The following is a 12153-nucleotide window of genomic DNA, read 5'->3' as shown; positions in this document are numbered from 1 at the left end:
AACTTGAAAAAGCAACAATCTAAAATCTGGATGAAAAACTACTATTCTGAAATTGCAGCATAAAAAAAGAGACCGCCTTTTTGGACAGCCTCTTTGTTTTCTTGGTGGGCCCACCTGGAGCAGTATCGAACTTGTTGATTGAAGATTATGAGGCAGTATTGAAGATTATGAGTGTCGAAAATCAGAAAAGGAAACTCAGGTTATAAGTGATTTAAATACCAGGTTAATTCTACTGACTGTTGAAACATAATAATTCACGCCAGTTCTATTTGCTTAATTGTTAGAATTAGAGACGAATATAATTGCTGTGGAATATTTATAATATGGTTGCAGAAAATAATATAGACCTATACAAATCACTATTCAGGGAAGGAAACCTGTGGTATTTTCCCATTTGCTTTCGAAGGAAAATTAATTCAATATATTGGACGGATTCAACGTTCAAAAAATCCACCTGTCATTTTTGATTACGGGGATTCAAAAATTGATTATTTTGAAAAAATGTTCAAACAACGAAAACGATATTATAACAAACTACTAAAATAGATGCCAGAAAGTCAAAATATAGAATGGAAAGAAAGTTGGAGAGATGAATACCTTAAATGGATTTGTGGTTTTGCCAATGCAAAAGGTGGAAAGATAATCATTGGTAAAAATGATAATGTAGAAATTGTCGGCGTTGCAAAGGCAAAGCGATTGATGGAAGATATCCCAAATAAAATCTAAACTCAGCTTGGAATTATTTGTGATGTAGATTTAAAGAATGAAGATTGTAAAGATTATATTGAGATAGGTGTGGTAACTCAAAAGTAGACATGCCGGGTGGTTCTTTAAAATGTACTACCCGGTAAATTTTTACCGGACACTAATGATTTGGAATGACAAAATTGAGATCCTTAGTTTTCCTGGCCCCATTCCTCCGGATGATGACAATATTTTAAAAGAATACAAACGAATTGTTGCCAGAGATTATAGGAATAGACGAATAGGAGATTTTCTAAAAGAACTGCGTCTAACTGAAGGACGAGGTACAGGTTTTCCTACTATTTATAATGCTATGGAAAATAATAATTCTCCTTCTCCTGGATTCGATACAGATAAGCATAGTACATATTTTCTTACAACGCTACCTGCTTTTATAAGTGACCAAGTTAGTGACCAAGTTAGTGACCAAATTAGTGCTATAGTAGATGAAACAATCCATAGTAGAGTTTCTGATATTTTGAACTTGTTCTTAACTGCGAAGAAAAGGACAGAGTTATTCGAAGAGTTAGGATTAACAAATCATTCGAAAAACAGGAAAAGATATCTAGACCCATTAATAGATTATGGTTGGGTTAAGATGCTTTATACTGAGACTAAAACTAGTCCTAAACAAATGTATTTAACCACTGATACAGGGAAACGATTATTAAAACTTTTGATATCTAACGATTAGAGATTTTTATCAAAATTCCGACAATTTTTTTTTGTAAATACCGATTACAATCTTTTTTTTCATTTAGCTTACTAGAACTCGTACACAAAGCTGACAAGATCTTTGAAAGATTTCAAAAAGAAGCGGAAATAAAAAAATGCTTCGCGTAAAGCTTTTAGTTCCCTTTCAAAAAAGATATAACATTCCCCATACCTCAACTTCAGAAATATAAAAATGCAAAAAAGAGGTTGCCACAGAATTTAACCAGACTTTTGGTCGTATTTCAGCCGTTTCCCCCGGCCTTCTCCGCCTCCTGATTTACGACGTTTCCCCAAACCCTTTCCAAGTTTTTGGAATAATTCTTTAAATGACTTTTTCTCACATTCTCCAAGGCCTCGTCCCGTTTTTGGACCTTTGCCTTCGGGGCCGGTTCCGTTTAATTTTGGCATAACTAGTTTTTTAAGATTACATACTACTGCGAGCTATTTGCTTCAATTTGCTTTTAATTATCCTTTTACGAAGGCTACTTAAACGATCGATAAAAAGTATTCCCTGTAAATGGTCGTATTCGTGCTGAAATATACGAGCCACCAGCCCGTCAAGCGTTTCTTCGCGTATATCGAAATTTTCATTCCGGTAACGGACTGCTATTTTATCGGGTCTAATAACATTTTCAAAAATTCCCGGAATACTCAAACATCCCTCGTTATAATAATATTCTTCTGTACTGTATTCGAGAATTTCAGGATTTAAATACATTTTCACTACAGGTGCTGTTTCATCATTATTTACAGATGTGGTATCAATGACAAAAATATTTTTTAAAACGGCAACCTGAGGACCGGCAAGTCCGCATCCCTGTTCTTTTTGTAGGGTGAGTGCCATGTTTGCCGCTAACTCAGTGAAATCATCTTCTGCATCAATATCATGCGTTTTACTCCGCAGTATTTTAGATCCGTATAGAATAATCGGTAAAATCATGTGGTTTAGTTTACTGAATTACAAACAAGATTTGAAGATGTTAAATCCATGATCTGACTTTCTTTTTGTATTTCGAATATTCAATACCGAATTGCAGTAACATCTTTTGTTCTTCTTTTCGGATATAAAAAATATGAATGATACATAAATAGGCAAAAGGGATAATTAGCAAAACAACCGATTTTAGTAATACGGTTGTACCTAAGAGGATAAGCAGCATTCCAAAGTACATAGGATTTCGACTGATTCTGAATGGTCCGTTTGAAATAAAATAAGACGGTTTCAGATAAGGCTTTACGGTTGTTTTATATTTTTTGAAAAGATTATCTGTCCAAAGATTAAGGATGATGCCTGATAGTACAAATATCCATCCGAATTGGTTGTATGGGAAAAATATCATCTTTTTTTCGACGATTAAAAAATGTAAAATGATGATGAGAGTTAAAAATCCAAGAAACCATGTAGTTGGCATAATTTTTCTTTCCATGCTTCGGATTGTTTAAAAATGATAATTTCTTACATAATAGTTCATGCCTTTATACTTTGTTTTTTTTATCAGCTTCAAAGATTCCAGAGACTCTACAACAGCCATATCTGTATTCTCTTTTATCAGAAGCGCTTTCATTGTGTCTTCACGTAAAGGGTGAACCGCAGTAATATTCAGGATATCTTCAAATGCATTGCCGGTAATCCCGGTATCCGTTCCTTCAAAACCTGTTAGCAGCTCGGTTGTAATCCCGGCATTGCTGAATATTTGCCAGGCCATTGCTAATGTTTTTTCCGTTGCCGGCCTGGCATCACTCATGGCCGGAGGGCGCGTTGGTATGGATAAATAAGCAGTATCGGGATTTATTTTACTAATAAACGATGCTGTTTGTTCGACCTGCTCCGATGAATCGTTATAGCTATTTATCAGCATTGTTTCGGAATGTAGCTTTCCTTTATAAACAGTGGCAAATTGGTTAATCCCTTCCAAAACTTGATCTAATTTTATACTGCTGTGAGGACGGTTGATTTTCTTCCACGTAAGTTCATCTGTTGTATCCACTTTTACAGAAACCCAGTCGGCCTCCATTAAATTTCTACGAACATTTTCATGATGCAAAAGGGATGCATTGGTAATTACTGCAATGGGAATTTCAAACTTTCTCAGCATCTGGATCGCTTCTCCGAGATTTTTATCAAGGGTAGGTTCTCCGTTGGAGACAAATGTGAGATAATCAGGGCGATGCAGCTCATCCAGCATGCTCAGATGTTCCTCTACGTTTTTAAAAAGTTTTTTTGGAGCATAAAAAACTTCCTGATTTGTGCTCATGTGCCGGGTTTCTCCAATCTGGCAATAAATGCAACTATAAGAGCACACTTTTCGGGAAACAATATTGTTAATTCCCAAGCTCAATCCAAGCCTTCTTGACGTAACAGGGCCAAAAGCAATCATAATCGTTCCTCCGTTAATTCATAAATCGCATTCTTTTACGGCTGCCAGCGCTAATGTTTCTATGATATAATACGTTTTCGGGAAACCGAACCCAGGAAGATTTCTGCCGGTAACTTCTAATCCTTTTTTTCCAGCTCACCAAGTCTTCTTTCAATATCCTTTTGACTGTTCTTCAGAGACTCTGCCTGCGATTTAAGCATTTTAACTTCTTCTTCCCTGTCCGGAATTCGATGACGTAACATACCAGAGTTTGAAAATGGCCAATTCCAGAAGTTTCTTCGTCCAAATCCTCTTCCTCTTCTTCCTAAACCGCCAAAACCATTTTCAAAACCGGGGATATCATTTCCCGAACAAAATCCAAATCCTCTTCCGGTCATGGAGCCTTGCCCCATTGGACCGGTACGATCTCCTGATGGCATAATTTTAAATTTAAAAATTCAGCAATTCATTATTTTACGGGCTCTTTGTCCGTTTCTGATTGTCTTATACAAGCATAACAAATCAAAAGAACCAATGTTCAATTAGTAATGCGATGTATTCATGCTTTTTGTTATAAATTTTACAATCCAAGTTGCAATAAAATAAAACCTGCAAGTAATGTTGCTATCATGTTGATTGCTTCATTTCCGGAAGTTGCAATCGTAGCAGCTATAAATCCTGCTACTTCCATCATTCGATGGATTTGTAATGAAACAACAGTAAAAGCAGCTACACAACCAGGTGTAATGACCGAAATTGCAGTAACAATAATTTGCAGCTGATCTTTGGAGTTTGTTCGTATAAAGCTTCTTGTTTGGGACAATTATACAATCAATAATAACCATCATGAAAAGCACAAATGCCGTTATCAGTAATGCTTGTTTTCGCGTGAGAATAAAACCTCAATCATCATTTAAAAACAAACAGTTATTTGTTTTAAAATAAACAAATGTTTGTTTAAATTTGTTAGTAAAACAAACAAATGCTTTTGCATGTTGCAATAACAATTCACTCTCTGAATGAAATCGAGGATTTCTATAAAGAAATATTACGCTTTACTGTTCAACGAAAGTTCTCGCTAAACAGGGAAACATCACAAAAGATTTTTAGTACAGAAGAAGTTGTTGAGGTATATTTAATGGAACATCAATCTGTACAATTCGAAATTTTTATAAGCCGCCAAAAGGAAAAGAAACAGTTTTCTCATGTTTGTTTGGCATACCGGCAAGCACATATAATTTATGAAAAGGCGATTAGCTTAGGGTATCGAACACGGGTAAAAAGCAACAAAGAGAATAACACTTATTTCGTTTGGGATAAAAGCGGAAATATGTTTGAGATTAAAGAAATCCATTCAAAATGATCGAGCAATTAAAAATGAAGTTTGGGACGAAATGTTCAGCAATTGGTGTAAATAAAGAATGGACCGGAACATTTCAGCAACCGTCAAAACCTTTAAAATTTTGCGAAGCTGTAAATTATTCCTTTCAGGAACCGGTAAAGTTAGGAAATCAAGATATTGGATGTAGGGGGGCAAGAAGAAGTTTAGGATACGATAACGACGATTCAGCTCTTGCTCGCTTCATCTCAAGCAACAATAATATTCCGGTTCAGTTTATCGAAAACGCCCTTCGTGAGATTCCTAAATTAAAAAACATTAATAATGTATTTTTGGGGATTGATGAGGATATGGAAAAGAAAATAGAGCCTGATTTATACATCATCTATGTTCAGCCGCTAATGGTTACTAAACTAATACACAACCTGGCTAAAATAGGAATAAGGCCGTTTGTATCATCCTTTTCACTCTTATCGGTTTGTGGTAATATATTTTCACATTGTTATAAAAATAAAACCGTAAGTTTGTCATTTGGCTGTCCTGAATCTCGAAAATACGGTGGTATTGAAAAAAACGAAGTGGTGCTGGGTTTTTCTTCTGAATACGCTCTGAATGTTATCAGCTCTGCTTGAAGTCGTTAACAATGACAAGAGCGAAAATTTATTTTATTCCCGGAAATGAAGGCAACAAAAATATACGTAATTATCATATTTACCCTGTTTTCGTCATGTAAGGCCAAAAAGCAGGAAAGCAAAGCGAATAGGAAACAAGTAATAACCGTAAGTATTTTACCTCAAAAAACATTTGTGGAAAGGATAGCCGGGGATGATTTCGAGGTAAATGTTTTGCTCCCGCCCGGAGAAAGTCCCGCAACTTTTACGCTATTGCCCTCGCAGTTAAAAGATATCGCTCATTCAAAAATCTGGTTTCGGGTTGGGTATATTGGCTTTGAATATGCATGGAAAGAAAAAATTGAACAAGTCAACCCGCAAATGAAGGTGATTGACCTTTCAAAAGGGTTGGACCTAATTACTGCTACATCCACAATTTCAACAGAAGCAAAAACAGAGAAGGGAATTAATCCCCACATTTGGATGTCGCCGCCATTGGTAAAACAAATGGCCCTACGCATTGTCGAAGAACTTTCTGTTTTAAATCCTGAAAAAAGTGCCATTTATAACGAAAACTATCGCGGCTTTGCCACCGAAATCGACCAATTGGATAATAAAATCAGAAGTACTTTAACGAATTATCAAGGTCGTATATTTATTATGTTTCATCCGAGCCTTTCCTATTTTGCCCGTGAATACGGACTAAATGAATATTCACTTGAACCTGGAGGAAAAGAAACAACACCTCAGCGAATGGCTGAATTGGTTAGGCTGGGCAGAAAAGAAAATATAAGGGTAATTTATATTCAAAGTGATTTGGACCGTGAACAAGCTCGTGTATTTGCAGAAGAAATTGATGGAGAAATTATCGAAATGTGGCCGTTAAACCCAGCCTGGGAAGAAAATCTAATTAAAATTACCGATATGCTTATTCAGAATTTTTAGTGGTTAATAATCAACACAGAAAAGCATATTAAATTAAGTACGTAAGAAAATCTAATTCAATTGTCCCAAAGCGTTAAGCAGTAGTTGCCTCAGTTTTTTTAAATGTGGCTCTTCCATGCTACGGTTTCCGACCGGTTCGTTTATATTTTCATGAGCAACAATTCGGGCCGGAGCCTGGCTTAAAACCACTATCTCATTCCCCAGCAAGAGCGCTTCATCAACATCGTGGGTTACAAAAATAACAGTGCGCTTGTCCGACTTCCATATTTTCGAAAACCACCGTATCATATTTTGTTTCAACGCAATGTCTAATCCACTTAGTGGTTCATCCATAAGAATGACATCAGATGGGCAGGCAAAAGCTCGTGCAATAGAAACCCGTTGGCGCATCCCTCCGCTTAACTGCGAAGGATAATAATCGGCAAATCCTTCAAGTTCAACAAGCCGGATAAGTCGTTCAGCCTGGTTTTTTCGCTCTTCTGAAGATAAGTTTCTGCTTAGTACAAACTCAATATTACCCATGACTGTTTTCCATGGCAATAAACGGGGATCCTGAAAAATGTACGAAAACAGCTTATCGTCGAAGCCTGTGAGCTTCCCGCTGTCGGGAGTTATTAGTTTGCCAATGATGTTCAGTAGGGTAGTCTTGCCGCACCCCGAAGGACCAAGAATGCAGGTGATAATACCTTCTGAAAGTTCCATACTGAAATCGCTGTAAAGCGGATTTCCGTTATAGCTTTTACTAATATTTTTAACCTGCATTCTCATAATTACATTTTCCAGGTTACAATTTTACGTTCACCCCATCGTATAATCTTTTCGAAACCATAACTTATGAGTACGGCAATTAAAGTCCAGGCAATAACAGCATCTACATTTAAAAAGGTCTGGGCCGACTGCATTCTTGTGCCAATACCGTATTGAGGCTGGCTGAGCACTTCGCCAATGATTATGGCCCGCCATCCTATTCCCATAGCGCTTGATGCTCCGCTAATTATAAACGGCATAATTGCGGGGATGTATACTTCGCTTATAATCCGGCGTTTGCCTATCCTGTAAAACCGTGCCATTTCAATCAAGTCCTTATCGACGCTCCTGATACCGTCGACTACATTGGTACAAATAAACGGGAACATGGTAAGCATGGCGATAAAAATGGGGACGATATCGGGGTTAAACCATATCAGGGCCAAAAGGATAAGGGAAATTACAGGTGTAGAGCGGATAGAAACCAGCATTGGATTAATGAAAGCGTTGAATCCGGGACTGAGGCCGGCCAAAATACCTATTCCCATTCCTAAAATACCGGATACAATAAAACCAATTACCCCGCGTAGTATTGTTGTGCCTGCAACCTTTATAAACGCACTGTCGCCAAACAATTTAACGACGGTTAAAAAGGTGTCTTCCGGCTGGGGAACAATAAAATCAGAATCAAAACAGATGGCCAGAATTTTCCAACCGATCAGCATTACTGCTACCGATGTAAAACTTATATATTGCTTTTTAGTAAAAGAAATTTTCATCGGGTATTTTGCCTCCAATAATATCAGGGTTCATATCATAAAAAACCTTCAGGTATTCATCAATTTGCGTTTGTATTTTGTTTGCCCTTACAAAATTAAGATTTGATCGGGGAATGGACTGTAAAGCAACCTGGTAATCGGGCAGGATGCCGTATTTTACGATAAGGGTTGCGGCACTGTCGGGATGTTGATTTACCCATTGGACAGAGTTTTTGTATGACGAAATTAATTGCTCCGCCAGTTGTGGGCTATCTTTCAGAATGCTATTACTTCCTAAAAAAGCAGTCATAGCAATAGATGTGCTTTGCTGTTTATTCCATTCAAGGTTCAAATCGAAAATGGGATGTAGTTTTTTATTTTTATGCATTACCAGGCTCACCAAAGGCTCAGGAATAACGCCCAGTTTTGCCTGCCTGGCAGCAATTGCATTTGCAAGATCGATATGGGTTGGAAAACTGTAATCGAGGGTAATGTCCTTATCCGGATTGATTCCATTTTTTTGCAGCAGATAACGAAAAACCACATCAGGTGTCATTCCTTTGGCCATCACATTTACCCTTTTATTTCTGATATCATTCCAACTGTTGATGGTCGTATCTTCCCCAACCAGGTATAGCGTTCCCCAACCCGGAATGGCGATAAGCCGGTAATCCAGGCCCTTATTGTATAATATTGCTGCCATGGTTGTTGGAAGAATCGCAAAATCGGCAGTACCATCCAGCATCATCTTCCGAACCTGTATGGGGTCATTCATAATATCGATTTGAATGTTCGTATTACCGGCATTGTTTATGCTGTCGATAAGCTTTATCATTCCCATAGAAGAAGGCCCTTTAAGCGTAGCAATTTTATAAGAATGCTTGTCCCCATCATTTCTGACCGGATTCCGGCACCCCATTAATAAAGAGAATACTATAAATATGATTAGTCTGCCCCTCATAATTTTAAAGCTTAACACAAAGCTACTTATTTTAGGCAATTTATGTTTTTTCTTAGGTCTTTAAAAATTGCTTTTGAACATTTGATTATATTATATGGTTTGAATCTTATCTTTTCAACTAAAAAAAATATAACTTTGAAAAAGATCATAAAATAACCGTATTTATACTGCGATTCAGATATCAGTCACAATCAAGGTTTTACGGGAATATCAATAATCTAATCCGGAGGTATTCTGATGGAAAAGAGAACAGGCACAGTATTAATTCAGATTGAAACCCGCGAAAATGTTCAGTTGCTGAACGATATTATCTCAAAACATTCACAAATTATTATTGGGCGGCAGGGGCTGCCCCGCAGCAATGGACAAAGCATTATTTCTCTTGTTCTTGAAGGTACTACCGATCAGATTGGTTCCCTTTCAGGCCAGTTGGGACGTTTAAAAGGAATTCAGGTAAAATCGGTACTTTTAAAGAATAGTACCAATGAATAAATTATGCCTTTTAACTACTGCCTTATTAGCTTTTTTAACACTCACTTCTTACAGTCAGAATGATAAAAAACGGAAAGCGGATAATGACTCAATTTCTCTTGCCGACAGGAATATTCGTATAGGGGAAGTTGTTGTATCGAGCCTCAGAATGGACAGAAAAATGAGGGAATTGCCCGCTTCGTTGAGCGTTACCCGAGCTTCTGATTATCAGCGACAATCTTCGCTTACCCTTTCCAATGTACTTAATGCCGAACCCGGTATTACTATGGGAAGCGACGGGGTTTGGGCTACCAATATCAATATCCGTGGCTTAGGCGAAAGCCGTTTGGTTACACTTATTGATGGGAACCGGGTGGAGACAGCCACAGATTTAACTGCTTCGCTTAGCATGATTGATGTAGCTGATATCGAGCGCGTTGAAGTTGTAAAAGGAGCGCAATCATCACTGTACGGTACCGGCGCTATGGGAGGAATCATAAATATTTTTACAAAAGACGGGCATTTTGCCGATAACCCGTACCTGTCAGGGGATGTTGCTTCAGGCTTTGCTTCGGCGAACAAACTGTTCTCAAACCATGCAGCCATCAATACAGGTAATGAAAAATGGTATTTCAGGCTTAGCGGTACATATAGTAAAGCCGATGATATACAAACCCCGGAAGGTATTTTGCCCAATAGCCAGTTCAAAACAAATAATCTTGCTGCAAAGGCGGGAATAAAACCATTTGCCAATCACTTATTTAATATTCAATTCCAGCGCAACTGGTCCACTGATGTTGGAATTCCCGGAGGCAATGCCTTTCCCGGTCCTGCTAAGGCAACTTACACTGATATTGGCAGGCAATTGTTTAATGCCAGTTATGAAATTACAAACATAACGGATAAACTCCCTTCTCTGAAAATAAACTATTTCAACCAGTATATCCTTCGCGATGTATCGATGATACCCAATACGGTGACAGAAACAACACTGGGCAACGGGAATACCCAGTTTACAACGCCTGAATTGATAACTCCCACCGGAAAGCACATGACAAACGGGGCTCAATTGCAAAGTACCTGGAACTTATCCGAAAAAAATAATCTTATAACAGGTTTGGATGTTTGGGGGCGTAAGCTTACCACCAGCCGTGAAAAATATATTACGGTCGAAGTATTAAATCCGCAGGGCGATATCCTCAAAACAAACCATCTGGAGCGCGGTGAAACACCAATTCCTGAATCAAGGTTTAACAGTGCAGGACTGTTTTTTCAGGATGAGGTTCATTTGCTGGATAACCGGCTTACGCTTATAACCGGCGGTCGGTTGGATCAGATATGGATTAAAAACGATGAAGGGTTTGATGTTGACTACCTTATTGTTAATGGTAACCGGAACGACTCTCCTTCAACCCAGCGGGTGACTTTTGAACAAGGCCATGAAAACAGTTTTTCGTGGAGTGCTAATGCCGGTATCCTATATCAAATTCATAAAAATGTTGATGTGTCGCTGAACCTGGCGCGTTCATTCAGGTCTCCATCGCTTGAGGAGCGTTTTAAATATATCGATCTGGGCAACTATGTCCGGTTGGGTGATCCTTCGCTAAAACCGGAAAAGGGATATTCTGCCGACTTTGGGTTAAGGGTATGGAATCCCCGTTTATGTCTGCAGTCAGGCGTATTTCTCAACCGGATTACCAATATGATCGTAGAAGCTCCGGGAGAATTTGTATATACCCTTACTTCGGAAAGTGAACCTGATACTATTCCGGCTCTTATCAATTCCAATGTGAGCAAGGCTTTGCTTTACGGATTCGATTTTAAACTCGATTACAATGTTTATGATAATCTGGTATTATTTGTATCGGGCGCGTATGTTCGGGGAAAAGACACCGATGCCAATGAAAATCTTCCATTGGTTCCTCCATTGAACGGACGGTTGGGGATACGCTATTCCAATTATAAAGCAGGCGCTGTTGAACTTACATTAGTTGGTGCCGCAAAACAAAATAAAATTGCCGAAGGTGAAAAGAAAACGGATGGCTATTACCGCCTGGATATGGCTGTAAGTACAAATAAAATAGACTTAGGCATAGCTCGTTTGCAGGTGTTTGCCGGAATTGACAATATTACCAATAACAGCTATACAAATCACCTTTCAACTAATAGGGGGGATATTAGTATTGAACCCGGCCGGAATATTTTTGTCCGTCTGAACCTGTCCTTTTAAGTTGTGCCTGATAGTTATTCGGGAGATACGGATCAAACATACATTGCTTTTATTACCGAGGATGGGAAAGATCTTGCAAATAGTAAGTTCGTTGGAAATGTGGTTGTTGCAAGTTAAAAAAGGCATTAAGGAAACCGCTGGATTTAAAGGCGGTTTTTTTTTGGTGTGCCGTGCATGGTAAATAGCTATAGGGTGAAAGTCCTGAATGGGGGTTTGTAGTGCCAACCATTAGCCGAAGGCAAGGGTGTCCATCGTGAGGTGGAATCTGAAGGAAGC

General features: G+C 38.3%; 16 protein-coding genes. 8 read left to right on the top strand and 8 right to left on the bottom strand.

Annotated features, from left to right (window positions below):
• The first annotated feature begins 546 nt into the window (after positions 1-546).
• On the top strand, positions 547-726 hold the full coding sequence (locus tag BMW53_RS19970; RefSeq protein ID WP_038556741.1) for an AlbA family DNA-binding domain-containing protein: 180 nt from the start codon (positions 547-549) through the stop codon (positions 724-726).
• Positions 727-868: 142 nt separating this feature from the next.
• Entirely contained in the window at positions 869-1438 is a 570-nt protein-coding gene (locus tag BMW53_RS19965) for an ATP-binding protein (RefSeq protein WP_051567661.1), read from the top strand.
• Positions 1439-1677: 239 nt separating this feature from the next.
• Here BMW53_RS19965 and BMW53_RS19960 read toward each other — a convergent pair whose 3' ends face one another.
• From BMW53_RS19960 to BMW53_RS19940, 5 genes are all read right to left on the bottom strand, one after another.
• Positions 1678-1866, bottom strand: a complete 189-nt coding sequence (locus tag BMW53_RS19960) for a DUF5320 domain-containing protein (RefSeq protein WP_038556743.1) — start codon at positions 1864-1866, stop codon at positions 1678-1680.
• 16 nt (positions 1867-1882) lie between these two features.
• Positions 1883-2398, bottom strand: a complete 516-nt coding sequence (gene def / locus BMW53_RS19955) for a peptide deformylase (protein WP_038556745.1) — start codon at positions 2396-2398, stop codon at positions 1883-1885.
• A 40-nt stretch (positions 2399-2438) separates the two neighbouring features.
• Positions 2439-2885: a methyltransferase family protein gene (locus BMW53_RS19950; protein ID WP_038556747.1), complete on the bottom strand. Its 447-nt coding sequence runs from the start codon at positions 2883-2885 to the stop codon at positions 2439-2441.
• A gap of 12 nt (positions 2886-2897) precedes the next feature.
• Positions 2898-3836, bottom strand: a complete 939-nt coding sequence (locus tag BMW53_RS19945) for a radical SAM protein (RefSeq protein ID WP_074781146.1) — start codon at positions 3834-3836, stop codon at positions 2898-2900.
• Positions 3837-3952: 116 nt separating this feature from the next.
• Positions 3953-4255 carry a DUF5320 domain-containing protein gene (locus tag BMW53_RS19940; protein WP_038556749.1) on the bottom strand — a complete coding sequence of 101 codons (303 nt, stop codon included), beginning with the start codon at positions 4253-4255 and terminating at the stop codon, positions 3953-3955.
• Between the two features lie 542 nt (positions 4256-4797).
• Between BMW53_RS19940 and BMW53_RS21580 the strand changes: the two genes are divergently transcribed.
• The 3 genes from BMW53_RS21580 to BMW53_RS19920 are packed head-to-tail and all read left to right on the top strand — an operon-like array spanning position 4798 to position 6710.
• On the top strand, positions 4798-5178 hold the full coding sequence (locus BMW53_RS21580) for a VOC family protein (RefSeq protein WP_051567663.1): 381 nt from the start codon (positions 4798-4800) through the stop codon (positions 5176-5178).
• Positions 5175-5786, top strand: a complete 612-nt coding sequence (locus tag BMW53_RS19925) for a DUF169 domain-containing protein (protein ID WP_038556755.1) — start codon at positions 5175-5177, stop codon at positions 5784-5786. Before BMW53_RS21580 ends, BMW53_RS19925 begins: the two co-directional genes overlap by 4 nt.
• 45 nt (positions 5787-5831) lie before the next feature.
• On the top strand, positions 5832-6710 hold the full coding sequence (locus tag BMW53_RS19920) for a metal ABC transporter solute-binding protein, Zn/Mn family (protein ID WP_038556758.1): 879 nt from the start codon (positions 5832-5834) through the stop codon (positions 6708-6710).
• A 51-nt stretch (positions 6711-6761) separates the two neighbouring features.
• Here BMW53_RS19920 and BMW53_RS19915 read toward each other — a convergent pair whose 3' ends face one another.
• From BMW53_RS19915 to BMW53_RS19905, 3 genes are read right to left on the bottom strand one after another with little or no spacing between them, the layout of a single operon-like run.
• Positions 6762-7478, bottom strand: coding sequence for an ABC transporter ATP-binding protein (locus BMW53_RS19915; RefSeq protein ID WP_038556761.1), 717 nt, complete (start codon positions 7476-7478; stop codon positions 6762-6764).
• Positions 7479-7480: 2 nt separating this feature from the next.
• A complete protein-coding gene (locus BMW53_RS19910; RefSeq protein WP_038556764.1) occupies positions 7481-8236 on the bottom strand; it encodes an ABC transporter permease in 756 nt (251 codons plus the stop codon).
• A complete protein-coding gene (locus BMW53_RS19905; protein ID WP_038556767.1) occupies positions 8217-9056 on the bottom strand; it encodes an ABC transporter substrate-binding protein in 840 nt (279 codons plus the stop codon). Before BMW53_RS19905 ends, BMW53_RS19910 begins: the two co-directional genes overlap by 20 nt.
• 357 nt (positions 9057-9413) lie before the next feature.
• Between BMW53_RS19905 and BMW53_RS19900 the strand changes: the two genes are divergently transcribed.
• Genes BMW53_RS19900 through BMW53_RS21575 form a run of 3 tightly spaced genes read left to right on the top strand, consistent with a single transcriptional unit; the run spans position 9414 to position 11994 of the window.
• A complete protein-coding gene (locus BMW53_RS19900) occupies positions 9414-9668 on the top strand; it encodes a TM1266 family iron-only hydrogenase system putative regulator (RefSeq protein WP_038556771.1) in 255 nt (84 codons plus the stop codon).
• A complete protein-coding gene (locus BMW53_RS19895; RefSeq protein ID WP_038556776.1) occupies positions 9661-11877 on the top strand; it encodes a TonB-dependent receptor in 2217 nt (738 codons plus the stop codon). Before BMW53_RS19900 ends, BMW53_RS19895 begins: the two co-directional genes overlap by 8 nt.
• 3 nt (positions 11878-11880) lie before the next feature.
• Positions 11881-11994, top strand: a complete 114-nt coding sequence (locus tag BMW53_RS21575) for a DUF6266 family protein (RefSeq protein ID WP_394331172.1) — start codon at positions 11881-11883, stop codon at positions 11992-11994.
• Positions 11995-12153 lie beyond the last annotated feature (159 nt).

Origin of the sequence: Draconibacterium orientale, assembly GCF_900111425.1 — a bacterium.
GTDB classification, from domain to species: domain Bacteria; phylum Bacteroidota; class Bacteroidia; order Bacteroidales; family Prolixibacteraceae; genus Draconibacterium; species Draconibacterium orientale.
Note: the sequence above shows the minus strand (reverse complement) of the source record. Positions and strands in the feature narration are given on the sequence as shown.